General features: G+C 43.0%; 17 protein-coding genes and 1 pseudogene. 14 read left to right on the top strand and 4 right to left on the bottom strand.

Annotated features, from left to right (window positions below):
• The first annotated feature begins 223 nt into the window (after window positions 1-223).
• Window positions 224-1,495, top strand: coding sequence for an MFS transporter (locus NTX76_02125; GenBank protein MCX7338065.1), 1,272 nt, complete (start codon window positions 224-226; stop codon window positions 1,493-1,495).
• Window positions 1,496-1,518: 23 nt separating this feature from the next.
• On the opposite strand, the gene NTX76_02120 is transcribed toward NTX76_02125, so the two are convergent.
• Window positions 1,519-2,994 carry a mechanosensitive ion channel family protein gene (locus NTX76_02120; protein MCX7338064.1) on the bottom strand — a complete coding sequence of 492 codons (1,476 nt, stop codon included), beginning with the start codon at window positions 2,992-2,994 and terminating at the stop codon, window positions 1,519-1,521.
• Window positions 2,995-3,077: 83 nt separating this feature from the next.
• Between NTX76_02120 and NTX76_02115 the strand changes: the two genes are divergently transcribed.
• Both NTX76_02115 and NTX76_02110 read left to right on the top strand, forming a co-directional pair.
• Window positions 3,078-3,770 (top strand): RlmE family RNA methyltransferase, encoded by a 693-nt coding sequence (locus NTX76_02115; GenBank protein ID MCX7338063.1) that lies wholly within the window; start codon window positions 3,078-3,080, stop codon window positions 3,768-3,770.
• Window positions 3,771-3,839: 69 nt separating this feature from the next.
• Window positions 3,840-4,187 carry a cyclic nucleotide-binding domain-containing protein gene (locus NTX76_02110; GenBank protein MCX7338062.1) on the top strand — a complete coding sequence of 116 codons (348 nt, stop codon included), beginning with the start codon at window positions 3,840-3,842 and terminating at the stop codon, window positions 4,185-4,187.
• On the opposite strand, the gene NTX76_02105 is transcribed toward NTX76_02110, so the two are convergent.
• The gene (locus NTX76_02105; GenBank protein MCX7338061.1) at window positions 4,174-5,136 is read right to left on the bottom strand and encodes a glycosyltransferase family 9 protein; all 963 of its coding nucleotides are present in this window, start codon (window positions 5,134-5,136) and stop codon (window positions 4,174-4,176) included. The two genes, NTX76_02110 and NTX76_02105, sit on opposite strands and share 14 nt — an antisense overlap.
• A complete protein-coding gene (locus NTX76_02100) occupies window positions 5,133-5,618 on the bottom strand; it encodes a hypothetical protein (GenBank protein MCX7338060.1) in 486 nt (161 codons plus the stop codon). Before NTX76_02100 ends, NTX76_02105 begins: the two co-directional genes overlap by 4 nt.
• A gap of 182 nt (window positions 5,619-5,800) precedes the next feature.
• Between NTX76_02100 and NTX76_02095 the strand changes: the two genes are divergently transcribed.
• The 11 genes and pseudogenes from NTX76_02095 (at window position 5,801) to tnpB (ending at window position 17,684) form a co-directional block, all read left to right on the top strand.
• Window positions 5,801-7,324 carry a hypothetical protein gene (locus tag NTX76_02095; protein ID MCX7338059.1) on the top strand — a complete coding sequence of 508 codons (1,524 nt, stop codon included), beginning with the start codon at window positions 5,801-5,803 and terminating at the stop codon, window positions 7,322-7,324.
• Between the two features lie 28 nt (window positions 7,325-7,352).
• On the top strand, window positions 7,353-7,793 hold the full coding sequence (locus tag NTX76_02090) for a hypothetical protein (protein ID MCX7338058.1): 441 nt from the start codon (window positions 7,353-7,355) through the stop codon (window positions 7,791-7,793).
• A gap of 23 nt (window positions 7,794-7,816) precedes the next feature.
• Entirely contained in the window at window positions 7,817-9,526 is a 1,710-nt protein-coding gene (locus NTX76_02085; protein MCX7338057.1) for a glycosyltransferase, read from the top strand.
• Between the two features lie 2 nt (window positions 9,527-9,528).
• Window positions 9,529-11,100 carry a hypothetical protein gene (locus NTX76_02080; GenBank protein MCX7338056.1) on the top strand — a complete coding sequence of 524 codons (1,572 nt, stop codon included), beginning with the start codon at window positions 9,529-9,531 and terminating at the stop codon, window positions 11,098-11,100.
• Between the two features lie 226 nt (window positions 11,101-11,326).
• Window positions 11,327-11,710: pseudogene (locus NTX76_02075) on the top strand (adenylyltransferase/cytidyltransferase family protein).
• 117 nt (window positions 11,711-11,827) lie between these two features.
• Window positions 11,828-13,225, top strand: coding sequence for a LicD family protein (locus tag NTX76_02070; protein ID MCX7338055.1), 1,398 nt, complete (start codon window positions 11,828-11,830; stop codon window positions 13,223-13,225).
• Between the two features lie 75 nt (window positions 13,226-13,300).
• Window positions 13,301-13,984: a hypothetical protein gene (locus NTX76_02065; protein ID MCX7338054.1), complete on the top strand. Its 684-nt coding sequence runs from the start codon at window positions 13,301-13,303 to the stop codon at window positions 13,982-13,984.
• On the top strand, window positions 13,971-14,684 hold the full coding sequence (locus NTX76_02060; protein ID MCX7338053.1) for a methyltransferase domain-containing protein: 714 nt from the start codon (window positions 13,971-13,973) through the stop codon (window positions 14,682-14,684). Before NTX76_02065 ends, NTX76_02060 begins: the two co-directional genes overlap by 14 nt.
• On the top strand, window positions 14,677-15,462 hold the full coding sequence (gene dapB / locus NTX76_02055) for a 4-hydroxy-tetrahydrodipicolinate reductase (protein MCX7338052.1): 786 nt from the start codon (window positions 14,677-14,679) through the stop codon (window positions 15,460-15,462). The genes NTX76_02060 and dapB overlap by 8 nt, the downstream gene beginning before the upstream one ends.
• Before the next feature lie 931 nt (window positions 15,463-16,393).
• Window positions 16,394-17,143, top strand: coding sequence for a hypothetical protein (locus tag NTX76_02050; GenBank protein ID MCX7338051.1), 750 nt, complete (start codon window positions 16,394-16,396; stop codon window positions 17,141-17,143).
• A 67-nt stretch (window positions 17,144-17,210) separates the two neighbouring features.
• Window positions 17,211-17,684 (top strand): IS66 family insertion sequence element accessory protein TnpB, encoded by a 474-nt coding sequence (gene tnpB, locus NTX76_02045; protein ID MCX7338050.1) that lies wholly within the window; start codon window positions 17,211-17,213, stop codon window positions 17,682-17,684.
• Here the strand turns inward: tnpB and NTX76_02040 are convergent.
• A partial coding sequence (locus NTX76_02040) for a transposase (protein ID MCX7338049.1) occupies window positions 17,655-18,242 on the bottom strand: 588 nt, incomplete at its 5' end. The two genes, tnpB and NTX76_02040, sit on opposite strands and share 30 nt — an antisense overlap.

The raw sequence follows: 18,242 nt of genomic DNA, 5'->3' as shown, positions 1-18,242 counted from the left end.
GAATTACCCTGATCAAGCGTGGCTGGGTCCTCAGTCAAAAAGCTTTTAAAGGACACATTGGATGCGGGGTCAATTTCGGGAAATATCCCATTTTGAGCCACGCCCTGCAGGTCGGTCAAACGACTGTTGTCTAGTATGTTGAGGGAGAGAGCAACCACGCTAATCGTCCATTATAAATCTGTTTACTGATACAGATGCAAACTTCGTGCCACATGAGGGGTCAATGAAAACAAAAACCAATGCACTTCGTAAAATAACCCTGTGGGCCAGCTTGGGGTCGATGGTGGAATATTACGATTTTGTTGTTTATGCGATGATGGCAAAATATTTAGGCGCTGTATTTTTTGAATCGGGCAACGCGCAGTCAGCCATAATCCAAACATTTCTTGTTTTTGCTGTTGGTTATTTTGCGCGGCCGTTCGGTGGCGTTTTGTTTGGTATTATTGGGGATGTTTATGGGCGGAAACGTGCTTTCTTGGCGCTCACCGGATTGATGACGGTCAGTACACTGGCGCTTGGGCTGTTGCCAAGTTTTGAAAAGGCTGGGATTCTGGCGCCTATTTTATTGGCAATTTGTCGTATCATGCAGGGGCTTTCGTTTGGCGGAGAATTGCCGGGGGCAGCCACGATTGTTGGGGAATTTTCTTCTACAAAAGGTCAGCAAAGAAACCAGGGATGGTTTTCTAGTCTTATTATTGCCAGCACAAGCATGGGTGCTTTGGTGGCTAGCTTGGTTTTGTTCCTGCTAACCACAGCCTTGGATGATGTCCAAATTATTTCCTGGGGATGGCGCTTGCCCTTTATTATGGGGGGGATTGCGGGTGTTGTTCTGTTGATGGGGAGATCAAAGCTCGAAGAAACCGCGGTTTTTAAAAATCAAACAATTTTACCCGGCAATCCTTTTATTGATTTACTAAAGAATAATTTTTCACTTGTTATCAAAGGCATATGCTTGACCAATTTCTTTGCAGCCATGATTGTTGTGAATCTGTATTATCCTTACTATATTAGCTCTGTGTTCGGATATCGCCCGGGGGATGTCTATTTCGCGACAACAATCAGTCTTGTGTTTTCCGTTTTTGCGTTACCGGTTTTGGGCAAAATGTCCGATTCTACGAATAAAGTTCGGATGCTTGCCTATGCCACCGGATCCTATATAGTTTTGTCTTTTCCCCTGTTTGGCTTGCTATATATAGGATCACTATGGAGCTTGATTTTATTTTTGATTGTCCATCAGTTTTTTATCGCTTTGTTTGGGTCTGCCTATTTCTCGGTTCTGACTACGCTCTTCCATGTGAAAATACGCTACACGGGTGTTGCATTTTGCTACAACTTTGTGTTCGCGTTGATGGCACTGTTACCATCATTATTAACAGGGTTGTTGGACTATGCGCATACCCCTATGGTTGTTCCGTTGGTGCTTTCTTGCTTGGCTTTTGTTTCGTTTCTATCCTCTATACCCCTTTCAGATCATCGTCCCTGGAAAATGATCTGAAAGGGGTATAAATCGTGCTCCGATCATTCATGATGGGTGCTGTCATGTCGTATGTTAAAAAAAGTCTTGATCCCTTTTATAATGGTGCGCAGGTATTCATCTGACTGATGCTCGGATTCATGCGTATGGGATAATGCTTCCGAAATCTGGGAATCTCTTTTATCGATCACGTTCCCGATATCATGTATTATGGCGGGATTTTTTTTCAATATAGAGCCAAACGATTCCTTTTTGATTTCATAGACAATTGCATCGCTTTTCGCCTTGACGGTTGCGACACGGTTTTCCCCCAGTAACAGGGCACGTTCCCCAAAATATCCCCCCTGATGAAGGACATTGATCGTTTCCAGATGATCGGTCCCATCGCTTTGTGTTGTTTTTAAAATGACCTCAACCAACCCTTCAAAAACGATGAACATGGATGACCCTAGATCATCCTGTTGTACGATCGTTTGGCCGCCCCGCACGAAATGCTTAACCGCTGTTTTGGAAATTTGCTCAAGGTCCTCCAATGACAAAGACGCAAAAATATCAACATGATACAGAAATGCTGTCAGGGGAGGGGATTCCGATTCAGTCCAGGACAGAGTCTTGCTTTCCTTGGATTGCTTTTCATAAAAGACATCGCAATATTCCCCAAGGGATTCTGATATTTTTAATCCCATAAGATGGAGCTGGCGCGTAACCGATTCGATGACGGCGTGACGGACTTCGCGATGTTTTTCGTGGTCTTCGATTCGGTAACGAATGTGATAAACAACCCCGCCTTCTTTTGTTTGATGGGCATACACTCGACAATCGCGTTGGCAAACTCCCTTGGCACTGCATGCTGCAGCATATAAAATCCGTTGGGCCCGATCAACAGGGACATCGTGATCGATAACAACCTCTACCGTTTGTCTGTAAGACGAATCAGGTCGGCTAAGGTTGATCAATGGCTCGCTTAACAATTTTCCATTGGGAACAATGATGATTTGATCATCAAGGGTTAAAAGGGTTGTGTGGCGCCAGCCTAAATTAATGACGCGCCCCTCTATGTCGGAAGATGTTTTTATCCAATCCCCTATTTTGAACGGTCTTTCAACATCAAGAATAATACTGGAAAAACCATCCAAGAAAAATCCCTGAAGCGCAAAGGCCATGCCGGCGCCCAAAAGACTTGCCGATGTAATCAGAGTAGATATTTCTTGGCCATATACGTGTGATATGATAAATATTACTGTGATAACAAGAATGACTGTGCTTATTAAATCTATCCATAGTTTTGGGATGGGGGCCTGGTGGCGTTTTTGATAGTTTTCTGCCATCGCTCCTTTTAAAAGACGAATAAAAAGATAGGCTGCTGTAATAATCAAAAAACTTTTTAAAACATGTCTAGCTTGATAAAGCTGGGTATAATGATCTAAGTTTACAAGGTTGGATAGGAATTCAGAAAAAATCAATACCCCTACCACTGAAATTGCTGAAAAAATGACAAGCCCATTACCTTTTCGAATCATGACAACACTCAATTTTATATCTACCTATGCCCATTGTATCAATAAAATGATTAACAATCGTTTAACAAAACAGGATAAATGATATGCGCGAAAAGCCGTTATCACCGAATCGTCCGCATAAACAAATCTTAAAAGATGGCAAAAAAAGAACTGCGTCTTCCAAGCGATGGCTTTTGCGCCAAATCAACGATCCCTATGTTCAAAATGCCAAAACAGAGGGGTATCGATCCCGATCTGCCTATAAATTATTGGATTTGGATCAAAAATTTCGTCTGCTAAAGTCGGGGGCAACGGTCATTGATTTGGGGGCGGCCCCTGGTGGATGGAGCCAGGTAACGTTGAAAAAAGTGGGAACAAAAGGAACAATCATCGCGGTTGATCTGCAGCCAATGGAGGCATTGGAGGAAGGCGGGCACATTATTCAGGGGGATTTTTTAGAGGCGGCCACACTTTCCAAGCTTGCCGATCTTTTGTCCGGGAAAAAGGCCGATGTGATCCTGAGTGATATGGCAGCGCCAGCGTGCGGTATGTCATCTGTTGATCATATGCGTATTATGATATTGCTGGAAATGGTTTATGATTTTTGTTTTCTATCGCTTAAGCCAAATGGCGCGATGGTCGCAAAAGTTCTAAGGGGGGGAACAGAAAACGTCCTGTTGCAAAAACTTAAAAAGCATTTTGCCAAAGTGGTTCATTTTAAACCGCCGTCCAGTCGCCAAGAATCGTCCGAGATGTATTTGGTTGCCACAGGATTTCGCCCCGATAAAATTTCCTAGTCTTTACGTTTTATTAATGTTTCACCCCCTATCCTTAAAGTTAAGGAAAACTTTAAGAAAATAATTGCTGTGGAACTTGAAATTTATGATCGCAAAGATTACAAGAAAGGCGACAGCATTATCGTCCAGGGCGAAGAAGCGCGGAATTTGTATATCATAGAAAAGGGCCTTGTTGAAATATGGCACTTAAAAGATGGGGTCAGAAAAACGATCACTCAATTGGGACCGGGGCGAATTTTTGGGGAAATGGCCTTTGTTGATAGTGCCCCGCGTACAGCAACGGCGACCGCGTCGGAGCCAACAATCTGCATTCGCGTTTCAGGAAAGAAACTGACCGAGGAATTAGAGCATTGCCCGCCCTTTATTCGTGCCCTGATGAAGGTTTTGGTTAAGAATCTTCGTGTTACGACAAAGTAGAGAAATCCCAGCGATCCCTAAGGCTTAGCCAAACCTTTTCTGTCGTCAGGGACGTCATAAAACACGTCTGGCATTTATGTGAAAATCCCGGTGTTTGCGCCAGCTGTTCATAGCTTAGGGGGATACGAACGACTCTATGCAGATCCTCGTTTGGGGATTGCCAAGGTCCATAATTTTCTTCCCTGGAGGGACCAAACAATCCAATCGTGGGTGTTTTAACGGCTGCAGCTATGTGCATCAACCCAGAATCGTTCCCAATGAAAACACGGCATCGTTGAATACAGGCCGCGACATCTGCTAAATCAAGGGGGTTTTTAATGAAGTCAACGCAAGCATGCGAAGGGAGCTGATTGAGCAAGGGTTGAACCATCGCCTGTTCGTGCGGGGCCGCAAAAATGGCAATTTTGGCGCTAGGATAGGTTGTGATGAATTGACCGGCAAGATCGGTAAAAAATTCAATTGGCCATTGTTTTCCAATCCAATTTGCCGCGGGGGCCATCGCCAAATAGGGATGATCGTCGGGTAAAAGGGCTTTGGCCTTTTCCTGTCGACACGCTGAAAACCAAAGATGCGTCGACGTTGTTGGAATCCCCGCCATTCCAGAAATTTGTTCCACCTTGTGACGGGTGTCGCCTGGGGTGCTGTGCCAGAGGCTTCGTTTTTTTGCCCAAAGCCCATAGGATACAACGGATCCCCTGCAATCGATCACCCAATCCCATTTTCTGGCAACAGTTTGCATCCATAAATCTACCCAATGACGGCTATGTTTTTTTTTGGGAAAAACAATCAGCCGATCCAACAGGGGGTAATCTTTGAACAAGGGCGCCGGCAGGGGGTCAACCGCAATGGTTACTTTTGCCCCCGGGAAAGCGTGTTCTATGAATTTTAGGATGCCGGTTGTCAAGACAGCGTCGCCAATTCGGCTGCATGTGATGAAAAGAATATTCATGGTTTTGCAAGGGGGGCCTTTGGGCGCCCGTCTCCATCGATTAGTTTGTTGCGGTCCAGGATATAGGTCTGGTTGGGCCTTAGGGTGATTTCTGTGCCTGGTTGATTTGACGAGGTTAATGTAACACTGTGTGGTGACACTTTCTTTAATAAAAAAGAGGGAATTCTGGTCGAAAGATCGCTGAGGGGTTGATCATTAATCCATACTGTCCATTTTTGGTCATTAAAATACATAATCGCTGACAAAAACAAGTAAACGCCATTTACATTTTGCGCAAGGGGATTTGTTTTCTTGTCCTGTTGATTTTCGTTAGTGGATTGTGTGGAATCTTTGGGGCTCAAGATAGTTGACAGGGCTTTTTGCTCCTCCTCGCTCAACATCAGCGAAAAATGCTCCCCAGATATAATCGGCTGTGTCGACAAAAGAAAATAGCAGCAGAGCAAGACCCAGTACTTAATCATAAAACCGCATTTTTTAGACATCCTTGCTTGCAATTCTATACCCAAACCAAATGGAAATGTTGGAATTTTGTGGCAAGCTTTTTTGTGCTGCCAACTTTTCAGAAATCCACCTGAAAAAAGCATAAAAACACGGTAGCTTTTAACTAAAAATTAATCTTTATCTTCTAAAGTTTTAGATAAGCTAAGCAGATAAAGGGAATTTTATGAATCTTTCAGTACTGATCAAGTCGATTATTGTGACTGCTATTGTGTCGACTATGGGGTGGGCATCTGCGTCATCAACAACAGAAAAAGATTTGAATCAGCTTTTGGAAACAACGCAGCCAACAAGGTTTAGTATTGCCAATACTACGACGGCTTCATTGACTGTGGAGGCGATTTTTAGGCAACAAATTTTGCCCTCTGCTGACGACATCGTTCTTTGTAAGATTGCTCCGGCTGGTTATGATTACATAACTTTTGAAGAAAACGATAAGGATGGCTTTCCCGTTGTTAAAAGTCGCGACCATCAACAATTAAAGAAAAACTCGGCCTTGGGGGTGGATTTTTGGCTTAGCCACGACTATGCTATCCCGGCATCACAAACGGTTGACATAATTGCGCATGGGACAAGTGCCCTGAATTTCATCCATTTCCAAAATGATGATTTGGCCTTTCAGGTATCTGCGGTGGGTGATCTTATTAAAATATCCGCTGGCTTGCCTTTGTCGGATCCGACTGAGCAATTGCACCTCTATTCAAAACGATCACACCCCACACACCCGGAGTTTAATTTTTACAGCGCAGCCTATGCCGACAATGAAGACGTCCATGAAATTCCAGCCACATTTCGCGATGAAATCTGCCGTTTTGAGGGGGTGAGACCATCCGATCTTTATGGAATGATGCAAAGAAATTATGAAAAAAATGAACCCTATTTATCAAGGGCAGCTCACTCTCCCCGTTCGGCTTCTCGTTCAGAAATTCCCCATATTATTCATTCCGTTTGGCCAATATTGGGCGACAGGGAATTTCCGGAACAATACGGACAATGGTTCGCAGACACAATCAGAGCTGTCCAAAAAACGGACAGCAGTCAGGGGTGGCAATACTACCTTTGGGTTTTTGACGAAGCCCAAATGAAAGATGCATCGTTCCTTGGGATTGACCCGGCGCTAGCCAATCATATCACGATTAAAAATGCCCATGAATTAACGGGCCCATTATTGGGAGATTTGCCCCATCAAGTTGCATCCGCTGGTCATTATGATCTGGCATCGCGGTTGCTTGGTTATGACATTTTGAATCAATTCGGTGGTGCCTATCGGAGCTTGGATTATAGCCTGAGCAAATCCCCATTAGCCTTTCACCAGTCGGTTGATTTTTATGCCGGGATTGATGGCGGGGCCAACTGTTGTTATGCCGGGGATTATTTCTTTGGATGTCAGCCGGGCCACCCTATTATTTTGGATGCGATCACCCTGATTCAGCGGAATTTTTCGGCACGGGGCCCGGCTTATTTGGCCAAGAATCAACCGGGAGATTTGACCGACACCGTGTTTCGTGGCGGATCCGTCCCCTTAACGTTGGCGTATTACAGTGCGGCTAACAAACCGGGGGCTTTTGGGCAATCCCTTAGAAATATCATTATGCCACGCACTGTTTTTTATTCCATTGAGGATTCCGGCAATGAATCATCGGATGAACAGATCGGCAGATGTTTCTATACTTTTTTGATGTTTCAATAAAATAATTCCTGACGAGAAGAGACTTATCATGATCAAAATACTATCAAGCGTTTTATTAAGCAGCACGATTTTATCATCGTCATTGCTGGCAGCAACAAGTAGCAGTGTTACCGATTTCCTTGGCCATCACCGGACCATTAATGATCTTTTGGGGCATGCCAAAGTATCAACGCCGCAATTGGTCAATACAACTGATCGCCCTGTTGATATTGATGTCGTATTTTCAATATCGCACCGTATGAAACCCGGGGAAACATTCACGCATACATTCACGGACCAGAATCGCTTTATTGTGTCAAATGGTATCGATGCATCAGGCTTTCCGGTTATTGGCGATACATCCACCAGCATAAAAAGCACCAATGAATCGTCGGCTGACGAGGCGGCTTCTTATCATATTTTTGGTTCGTACACAGTGGCACCGGGGGAATCCATCGATCCCGCTTTGCCATCATCCCCTTTCCGTTAAGTTATCATCTGGCGGGGGCTAGGTTGCAGGGGGCATCATCCCTGTTTTTAAATGCCATTGTCAAAAACAATACCCTGCAGTTGACCCTAGAAAAGGAGCCTATTGTGATTTCTAGAAAGTTAAAAGATCATATATTTCAGAATTTACGGAACAATGATAACCTAAGCCCCTCTTTGACGTATTTGAAAGGAATTTCCACTCTTTTAGATCCTGTAAAATTATATTATCAGCATATTGGAGATTTTAATCCATTTAGCAAACTTTTGTATACATCCATGTCTTCAAAGTTTGATGTTAGTGAGGGAACTCTTGGGCAAGCGATGCAAGAAATTGAAAGAACACAGCAGCCTGTTGTTTATTGTGATTTGTTCCCTTGTTGGGCACCGCCGGATATTTCAAGAGATTCCTACAGGAGTGAATGTATAAATTATGTTCACGTAGATATTCCAAAATTCCGGAAAATGGGAGGAGTTTATGTTTATATGTGGAATGATGCTTTTCAAGTGGAGCATCCTTTTTTAGAGCTGGAAAAACAAAAAAATCAATCACTTCATGATCTTTCTGATATTACTCATTTGTTTAATTTCGAAACAACAAAAGTCTTAAGAAAATTTTATACATTAAGTCTAAATAAAATGTTGTTTGCCCGTCACGGTGAATACGAAAAATATTATCCAAACATCATTTCCAGGCCTGAAGCAAGAATAAAATTAGGAATTTCTGTCGATAAAACTGTTATTAGTTTTTTATCTAATATCAGAAGATACAAGCAGACACATATTTTTGTAGATGCAATGGAGAAATTTAATTCTGCAGAAAATATTCTTTTCTTAATTACCGGAGGTCACATTGGATTTGAATACGAGACGTATTACAAGCCTTTAGTGAATCGGATTAAGCGGATTAAGAATGCAAAATTTGTCGACGGAGTTTGTCCGGGAGATCAGCTCCAGGATTATTATAACTCTTCTGATTTTATTGTGTTTGCACAGCATGAAGACATGATGTCAAGCGGCTCTGTGATGCTTGCGTTAAATTTTGGAATTCCTGTTATCGTGCCAGATATTCCCGCCTTTGAGTTCTTGAAAGAAAGGGAGTGCTCTGTATTCTATCAAGCGAACAATTGTGAATCTCTTGCGGCGAGAATTATGGAGGCTGCTTCTATGTCAAAAGCATTGCGAGAAGAAAAGATCAAGGATGCTTTTGTAGTTAGTCGCAAATTCACATGGAGAAATAGTTCCTCATTTTTTGAATCGAACCTCATTAAATGTATTGAAGCTAGGGCTAGTGTAACCCCTCCGATAACATATTTTCCTAGAAATATCCGGATTCAATTTCGCCCTCAGTCCTTTATGCGGCTCATAAAGGGATTTTCTTATCCTGAGCAAGATGGAACGTGGTCCAATGGGTCTGACTCGCAAATGAGTTTATTCTTTTCGCAAAGCCAGGGTCCACGCGTAATTTCGATAGACATGAAAGGTTTTGTTAGTGAAAAAAATCCATATGTTGCATTGAGTGCTTACGATGAGACGAAAAATATAATTGGTAGCTTAAAATTTGATTCTCAAAATAGGATACAGAGGTTTAGAGCTACGGTTGATCCAGCAGAGGGGCTTTATAAGATATATTTTCAATATGAAATGGCCAAGTCCCCCTCGGATTTGCAGATGTGGGATGATAAAAGGATTCTGGCGGTACAATTTATGAATATATGCTTAAGCGATGAATTGTAAGATTGTTTTTATTACAAGAATTCTATAAAAAATCTTTTTTAGTGGTGGGTGTTTCAATGAGGTTGTTCGCAGTAATTTTAATTTTGTTTTTTTTCTGTAATTTATGCGATGCGGCGGATGATATGGATTTTCGGGAATTCCATTTCCTCCCATCTATGGTTTATTCCCATGTTACGCCTCCTAATCGTTTAGGTGAATCTACATCCATACCATACAGTGTGATGCAATGCAAAAAAATGGGATTGGATTCTTGTGTAATCCACGATTTTCCTTTGGCAGAACAGAATGAAATAAATCCGCAGAATATATTTCTTGTGTGTTCGATTTCTCTCTGGGAGACTCCTTATCAAAATCCCCTCCCTGAATATAGTTACTTATATGTTCACACTCCAACGGATTACGAAATATCCGAATGCTTTAAGGAACATGGCGTGTCTACTCCTTTTTATGGCCGGTTTAAAAGAGCTTTTAACGTGGGAAGAGTCTCAAATATAGGAGATATTGAGGGTTTTTTCTCCTATCCATCCATTGATGTAAAATTTTCTTTACCCGGACAATCTTTTAGAAATATAGATTTTGCAACCGCTAGATTATTTTTTTGCGGAGCGAATTGGGATCAAAGGCAAGTAGCGGTAATTAGAGGTATTGATAAAACCGGATTTTTGGATTTATTTGGCCCACAGAGCGCTTGGGGAAATGGATATAAGAGCTACCGCGGTTTTTGTGATTCAGTTATCAGTGCTGCTCAAGAAAGTGGTGTCTCCTTGGTTTTTCACTCAAAGAAACATCTTGAGCGTGATGAACCTTCGGCAAGAATTTTCGAGGCTGCGGCGTCTTCATCGTTAATAATTAGCGATAAGCTTCCTTTTGTTATGAAAAATTTTGGCGATAGCATTTTTTATATTGACCATCAAAATGCGCCAGAAATGATCTTCAATCAAATAATGGATTATTTCCAGTGGATTCGCAAAAATCCAGTAGATGCGGCGAAAATGGCACGACGTTCTTATCAAATATTTTCTGAGAAGTTTGTTCTCGAGGATCAAATTTTTAATATTGCAGAAACGCATCAAGACACTCTCCGTCTGGATAATGTTAGAACACTTAGCCCATCAAGAGAATTTAAATATTCATTAAGGGCTCTGGATTCAAAACGATCTAACACAATTATCAAGGTTAATGTTTTTAAAACGTTAAGAATTAAAAATAACACATCAAATGCAGGTGTCGTAACATTAATAATAAAGGATATTGGGATTTTGCCCAAGAATAGCTCTAAGAATCTTATTGCACCAGAGGGTTTTTTATATATAGCAACTAACTGTATGAATGATGTTGGATTTCCTGTTATCGATGGGTCCTCCCCGTTCATAATGTTGGAAAATCTCAAAAGTACAGAAGAAGTTTTCAAAATTTATTTATCAAGGAATATTGAAGTAAAAAGCCACGAAGAGCTTGATTTACTTTTCCCCGGTGATTCATCTTTGTATTCTGTAAATTTTGAGGATCTATTAAATTATGAGTTGTCTTATACGGCAGGACTATTCAGGTTGACTTTGACAGGAGGCACATAATTTTTATTTTTTATATATTCTTCCTATCATTACAATAAAGAAACTTAAAATTGAGGGTGCTGAAATGAAAAAAAATAATTTCCTATGTTTTTTATTTACAATTATAACGATTTATAGCGCTATGGCTCATGATGAGACTGACCGAAAAATGGACTCTCAATCATCGCAAGCATCTTTTTTGCCATCCATTGTGGATGAAATTGCCCGGCTCGATCAAGGTAGTGATGTGCGGCAGCATGGAAAAACGGTTCTTACATTTGGAACATTCGATCTTTTTCATATTGGGCATTTAAATATTTTGCAACGGGCAAGGGAATATGGTTCAAAACTCATCGTTGGTGTGTCAACAGATGAATTTTCATTTCGACGAAAGGGGAAAATGCCCGTTTACCCACAAGAACATAGGCTCAGGATGATAGAAAGCTTGAAATATGTTGATGAATGCTTTTACGAGAGTGACTATAACCAAAAGCCTGCTTTTATTGATCAATACAAGGCTGACATTATGATTCTGGGCGATGATTGGGCGGGAAAATTTGACACCATCCACCCAACATGCCAAATGATTTATTTGCCAAGAACACCTGACATATCAACCACAGAAATTGTTGCAAAAATTGCAACAGGGAACACAAAAACAGAGATTGAGGAAAAAGAAATAGCCGTGCAACAGGAATTTGTAACGGACGATGCTGGTCCAGAGAGGGCGCTTGGATTTTATCAGCTAATGAAAGATATTGATGATGCGTTTACGGTAAGTGGGGCGATATATGTGGCAACGCAAGGAACATTATTGGGCTCCGTTCGTCATGAAGGCTATATTCCGTGGGATATCGATATTGACATTGCAATTTTTGATGGCAATATCAAGGGAATCGATAGGGCCTTATCGATTTTACAAAGTTTGAATTGTCTAGTGCAGTATGAGGAAGATGCCGTTAGTATCCGAAGGGGTCAATTTTTGGCAGGCATTACCGTATTTCGCAAAAACTTTTCTTTCTATTCGGTGCTTGAAAATGAGACCTTTCCCATTCAACGTAAAAAATTTGGGGGGCTTATGATAAATGCCCCCAATAGATTTGAGGAAACATTGACGCGCTTATACGGAGAAAGCTGGAATAAGGTTGTGCGTAAGTATAGTTGGTCTGCGGCATCATTTCATCGTCTCGAATCACAGGAGCCTTGTCACGATTCTTCAAAATTGCCCCTAGGACCATTTGGCCCTCTTCAAGAAAGCGTCTCGGCTGTTCGATGTATTGATCAGAAGATGGGATCTGGCTTGGATGGAATAATTAATTTTTTTCCCGAAGAAACGGCATCGCACATCTCTTTCGCTGGTGATATTGTCCTTCGTGATGGATTTGCTCTCTTAGACTACGGAACCAAAGCAAGGTGGTTAACAGGTGGTCGCACAGCATTTACGATATTCCCTAACGCAATTTATCATTTTTTATTAATTGACTTGCCCGGGCATCTTTACAAAGAAACAAATGCCTCTGAAGTAATTTTAAAGGGTGAAAATGATATAACGGAGAGACTAATTTATGATCCCATTAGATCGAAGATTTTTTTCATGCGTGCCATTGTCAAGCCAGAAAATTTTAGCCTCACTATGCCATTCGGTAATCCGTCTGAGGATAATTCTCAGTTTGATGATCATCGCAATCTTCATTATTATTTAGAATCAGTTGATATTAAGGGTATAAATTCAATAGAATCTGGGGCAACCGATATCTTTACGGCCGGAAATCTCAGCAGATTTTTTGTGGACGGAATAGGTTTTTATAATAGAGAATCTACCGGCACATGGTCATCAGATCAAGCGGAGATTTTGTTTGGGTCTAATGAGGCAAAACCCTATAAAATGGAAATTTTATTCCATGCCTTTATGCCTTTTTCGGGCGGCGATCTTGGATTATCGATTTTTGATGGGTTAGGTGGTGAGCTTTTTTCATTTAAGGCTACCAATGAATTGTTTTGCATCGCTCATTTCACATATCCTGCCGTGATGGGCGTCAATAAACTAAAATTTGTTGTTGATGGTGCTGATTCGCCTAAACGTCTTGGGATGTCTGATGACGAAAGGGTCCTCGGGATCAAATTAAAAGGGATAAAGGTGCTCTAAACCCAAAAACCCCAACAGTTGCTACAGCATTAGAAATCGTGTATAAATAAAAGAAAACGATCGGTTGGATAGACTATGAATAGTTCTCGTCCTTTGGCTTCTGCGCACAGTGCGACTGAACAAATGATTCGCAAGCAAGAGAATAAATTGTTCTTTAAAACCTGGCTTAGCAAGCCAATGCAGCTGGGGACATTTGCGCCGATCACGTCAAAGTTTGCACATTTTGCAGCAAACAAGGTGATGCAGTCTGATGGGGTCAAGGATGGGATTGTGATCGAGATTGGCGCCGGCACGGGGCGCCTAACACGGTCATTATTGGCGGCGGGGATTAAGCCTGAAAACCTTATCGTCGTGGAATTGGACCCAGATTTGTGTGGTTTCCTAAGGAAAAGCCTGCCAACGGTCGTGCCAGAAAACGCACCATCCCCCCTTGTGATCGAGGGGGATGCCGCGAACCTCGTGTCGTTGATTCCGGCGCAGTACGTGGGAAAGGTGGCGGCCGTTGTGTCGGTGGTGCCCTTGATGTATCTGCCGTTAACAGTACGAGAACGGATCGTTAAAGCAGCCTTTGATGTCATGCATCCAGCCGGGCCACTATTCCAGGTTACATACAGTCCAAAATCACCCATGACCTTTGTTGATACGATTAATCAAAAACGCACAGGTAGTTTGTGGCTTAATTTTCCCCCTGGTTTTGTGTGGCATTATACGGTCAAAGACGCCCCTGCAAAACACGAGGATAATTGTGCCCGCGCCTAATATCCGCAAACGCGATGAACGGCTTTTGTTTTTGCGAAAGCTTATGAAAAATCCAAAGTCCGTGGGTGCCATTGTCCCAAGTTCACCGGCGTTAGCCACATTTATTTGCACGCACGTTGCCAATAGTGATGATCAGCTGATTGTTGAAATCGGGGCTGGTACGGGGCGTTTTACCCAGGCGCTTTTGCGTACAGGGATGAAGCCTGAATCGCTGGCCATTGTGGAACTAGACAAGGAAATGTATCATTTCTTGAAGAAAAACTTTAAAGGGGTGCATGTCATTCATGGGGATGCGACCCAACTGTCGCAATTGCTGCCCGCTGAATGGATTGGGCAGGTCGGGACCGTTGTGTCAGGTATTCCCATGATCAATTTGTCTGAGGAGGAGCAAAACGGAATTGTGACGGCTTGTTTTTCGGTTATGAAAGAATCGGGAAGTTTGCTCCAGTTTACCTATGGCCCCCTGTCGCCGTTGCCGGCCAAAAAAATGGGGCTGCGAAAAAAACGGCTGGGGTCCATTTTGTTGAATCTGCCGCCCGCGACAGTTTGGAAATATTGGAAAACGACTATGCATATGCCTATGCATGGTGAAAAAAATCAGCGGATTAAAGATTTTGCTTTTCGCATTCGAAATACCCAGAACATGAAAAAAATCATTCAGCTTCACCAAAGCATAAGGGATAAATTTAACAATGATTAGAATCGGATTGGCTGGCGCTGGTGGGCGCATGGGGAAACTGATTGCGGAATTTGTGTTAAAGGACCCCAGGTTCCGATTGGCGGTGGCGACAGTATCGCCGCTCAGCCCCTTGGTTGGAAAATCTATTATTCCTGGGCTTATTTTCAGCACTGATCAAAAAAGCCTGTTTGCCCATTCTGATATTGTTGTTGATTTCACAAATCCGTCGACAACATTTGATCATGTTCGATATGCGATAGACTATAAAAAACCCCTTGTGATTGGGACGACCGGATTATCCTCAGAACACAAAGATGCCATCAACGCGGCTGCGCAATATATCCCCATTTTGTACGCACCCAATACAAGTTTGGGCGTCACCATTATGCAAAACGTCGTAAAGCGTTTGTCGCAAATCCTTGGGGATGATTTTGATGCTGAAATCAGTGAAATTCATCATAAACACAAGGTTGATGCGCCATCAGGGACTGCCCTGGCATTGGGCGATGTGGTGGCTGAAGGTCGCCAGACAACCCTTGATCAGGTTGCGCGGTTTAATCGCCATGGTCACACAGGGCCTCGGGCGCCGGGCGAGATCGGCTTTTCTGTCCAAAGGGGCGGGGCCTATCCCGGTGAACATACCGTACGCTTTATGGGGGATGAGGAATCATTGGAAATCACCCATCGCAGTTTTTCGCGGGCTTTATTTGCACGGGGGGCAATCGCTGCGGCCTATTGGTTGGCGGGGAAAAAGGAACCTGGTCTTTATACCATGCATGATGTTCTTGGGTTGACTTAAGTACATATAAATATTTCTGTGTAATCCTTTTGATCTGCATGGCTTTGTTTGGAGGCTTTTTAAATTTCTAGATTGATTCCATAACGTGAAGATGGTCCAGAACCTGGCAGACGAACAAAACATTTTTTTTCTAAAAGATCCACAAGATCTCTGGTTGCAGTCGCTTTGGAACACCCCATTAAGATCATGTATTTTTGCGCGCTCATTCCGCCCCTAAAACCAGCCGGACCCTCCACAAACATACGTTGAATAACTTTTTCTTGTCTGCCGTTTAAATGCTTTGAATGTATTTGCCAGAATTTTGTTTTTTTAAAATAAACAAAATATGATCTTTGGATTCGAGCTGAGATTGATAAATTATCCGTGTCCTTCCAGCGCTGTGGTGTGATTAAAGGCAACCAATACAGTTAAGATGGTTCTTAATCGTTTTTTCGCAAAGGAATCGTTTAAATGCCATCCAATTTATTGACCTGTCCCACAGTAACCCCTGAATCCGTTACCCTTGAATCCGTCAAAGAAGAGTTTGTGGTGTGGCGTCATAGCCGCCCAAAACGAGGGACCACCCCTGAATTTTTGTGGGAACGCGTTCAACAGTTAACAAAAACGTATCGAAAAGAGCCATATTGCTTCCAAGCTAGGACTCAACGCAGGCACTATGGCGACCCAACTTAATAAGAGGTTTCCATCAGCACCCCAAAACCCCACACCCCAAAATCCTGCCTTTGACTTTATTGAGGTTCCGCTTTAATCCATTCCTTTTTTGGTTGATAACACCGCCCCATCCTCTGACTCGCCCTCTGACCCATCCTCTACGCCGCCTTCCAGTCCCAAGCCAACCACGTTAGAGCATGTCCGTCCAATAAAACTGTTTAACTTCGCCCCCTAAGGTTCGATATCCTTCATCAAACACCTCATGATTATCAGGTTTTAGATGAAAAACCCTCTGACATTAACAAGAGCCATCCAAGAATTTGAACACTGGCGAACAACGAAAAAATATCTCCGAGAAAAAACGCCAGACTATTTACGGGAGATGATTGAAGAGCTTTTATCATCCCATTCACGCTATACAATCCGGTCATCACTCAAGATTACCGAAAAGCAGATGCAACAATTCATGGGCATCGATGCTCCAGTTACTGCCAAGACTGCTGATAAGGTCGCTCCGTTTCCCATGTCTTCTGTTAATACTCCTATCGATACCTTTATGAATGGCCACCATATTGTTAAAGACAACCACACCTTGGCATCTGTTGATACCCCTGACTTTGTTGAGGTGCCGCTCTTCCATCATCCTATCAATGACCATAAGCCAATGCCAACGACATCTGGTCCAGCGACATCTGGTCCAATGGAATCTGGTCCAACAGGACACGAATTATCCGGTCCCCAATCACCAAATCTAACCCTATTGAAGCCTGACAAACCCTCTGATTCTGACCGCACAATACAAAATACCACTGCAAATACCATCATCAAGGAAGGCTTCCTTGAGGAACCATCTCCCAGGGAATTTTCCAGAAAATTCCCCAATGATCCTTCAAACATTGCTCTGACCATTACACGCGGTGATGGCGCAACTTGGTTTGCGGAACAGGCCCCCTTAAGTCTTGTATCGGAATCCCTCATCCTTTTTCTGCAAGAATGTCCCAATGGTTCAAAACAGGGAGGTCTGGGGTGAATGACCACAGACCGGGCCCCAGACCCTCACACAAAAAGAACGGCTCATCGATTTTTGGATCTGACCCATGCTGCAAATCACCCCTCAACACCGACTTAAATTAGCAATCGTCCCGGTTGATTTTAGAAAAGGCATCGATGGTCTTGTGGCGCTATGCAAGCGCGCCCTTGAAGACGATCCTTTTTCGGGGACCATCTTTGCCTTTCGCAATCGCTCAGGCACATCGATCAAGCTCTTGGTTTATGATGGGTCCGGATTTTGGTTGTGTCAGAAGCGGTTTTCCAAAGGGAAGCTCGCTTGGTGGCCAGCGTCTTGTAAAGAAGTATCCTGTAAAACAGTGCCCAAGGAAATATCAACGGAAACATCCAAAACACCCTCTTCCTGTGCTGACGCCAAGAGTGATGGGTCCAAAAACACGGCAGTACCCATCAGATCGGGGGACTTGTTGCTGATCCTGGCACAAGCGAATCCAACGGTAGCCAATATTCCAGAAAATTGGCGTGAGTTTCCCTCAGGCAGCGAGGTCAACCCCAGAAAATGATGCAGGGTCACTTCTTGATTTTCTGTCTTTGGATGTCTTTCCCTCTGGTTGAATTCTTTGCTGGTTCTCTGGTTGATTCTTTGGCAATTGATACTGATACTTCCAGGGCACCCACAAAGAGGGCTCTTTGAAAACACGAGACTTGTTTTCTTGAGCGGCCGTTAGATACTCAATAGGGTTCACCCCATTATCGATGGCTGTTTGTATGAGGCTCATGATCAAAGATCCCACATAAGCCCCATGCTCTGTTTTGTGGAACAGAGCCATCTTTCTGGTTCGAATCGGTAACTTTAGGGCGCGCTCCACATGATTGTTATCAATCGGCATTCCCTCCACACGCATGAACTGTGTCAGGGCATGCCAATGGTTCAAGAGATACTTAATGCTTTTTCCCAAATGAGAGTTGGGCTCCACCAAATGCTCCTCAAATTGTCTGTTCAGCCAAATCAAAAGATCCTCCATCAACGGGACGCTATGCTGTTTATGATGCCCGAGGCGTAGTGCGGGTGTCATGGTTTTGGCCTCCTTGTCATGGGCATAAACCTGCCGCAGGATTTT

It is taken from the genome of Alphaproteobacteria bacterium (assembly GCA_026400645.1).
Lineage (GTDB): Bacteria > Pseudomonadota > Alphaproteobacteria > Paracaedibacterales > CAIULA01 > JAPLOP01.
Note: the sequence above shows the minus strand (reverse complement) of the source record. Positions and strands in the feature narration are given on the sequence as shown.

What these genes read in the sequence shown, in the direction of transcription:
- NTX76_02100 (MCX7338060.1), bottom strand. Translation starts at nt 5,618, where the DNA reads ATGTCTAAAAAATGCGGTTTTATGATTAAGTACTGGGTCTTGCTCTGC.
- NTX76_02095 (MCX7338059.1), top strand. Translation starts at nt 5,801, where the DNA reads ATGAATCTTTCAGTACTGATCAAGTCGATTATTGTGACTGCTATTGTG.
- NTX76_02115 (MCX7338063.1), top strand. Translation starts at nt 3,078, where the DNA reads ATGCGCGAAAAGCCGTTATCACCGAATCGTCCGCATAAACAAATCTTA.
- NTX76_02120 (MCX7338064.1), bottom strand. Translation starts at nt 2,994, where the DNA reads ATGATTCGAAAAGGTAATGGGCTTGTCATTTTTTCAGCAATTTCAGTG.
- NTX76_02090 (MCX7338058.1), top strand. Translation starts at nt 7,353, where the DNA reads ATGATCAAAATACTATCAAGCGTTTTATTAAGCAGCACGATTTTATCA.
- NTX76_02125 (MCX7338065.1), top strand. Translation starts at nt 224, where the DNA reads ATGAAAACAAAAACCAATGCACTTCGTAAAATAACCCTGTGGGCCAGC.
- NTX76_02065 (MCX7338054.1), top strand. Translation starts at nt 13,301, where the DNA reads ATGAATAGTTCTCGTCCTTTGGCTTCTGCGCACAGTGCGACTGAACAA.
- NTX76_02105 (MCX7338061.1), bottom strand. Translation starts at nt 5,136, where the DNA reads ATGAATATTCTTTTCATCACATGCAGCCGAATTGGCGACGCTGTCTTG.
- NTX76_02070 (MCX7338055.1), top strand. Translation starts at nt 11,828, where the DNA reads ATGAAAGATATTGATGATGCGTTTACGGTAAGTGGGGCGATATATGTG.
- dapB (MCX7338052.1), top strand. Translation starts at nt 14,677, where the DNA reads ATGATTAGAATCGGATTGGCTGGCGCTGGTGGGCGCATGGGGAAACTG.
- tnpB (MCX7338050.1), top strand. Translation starts at nt 17,211, where the DNA reads ATGCTGCAAATCACCCCTCAACACCGACTTAAATTAGCAATCGTCCCG.
- NTX76_02050 (MCX7338051.1), top strand. Translation starts at nt 16,394, where the DNA reads ATGAAAAACCCTCTGACATTAACAAGAGCCATCCAAGAATTTGAACAC.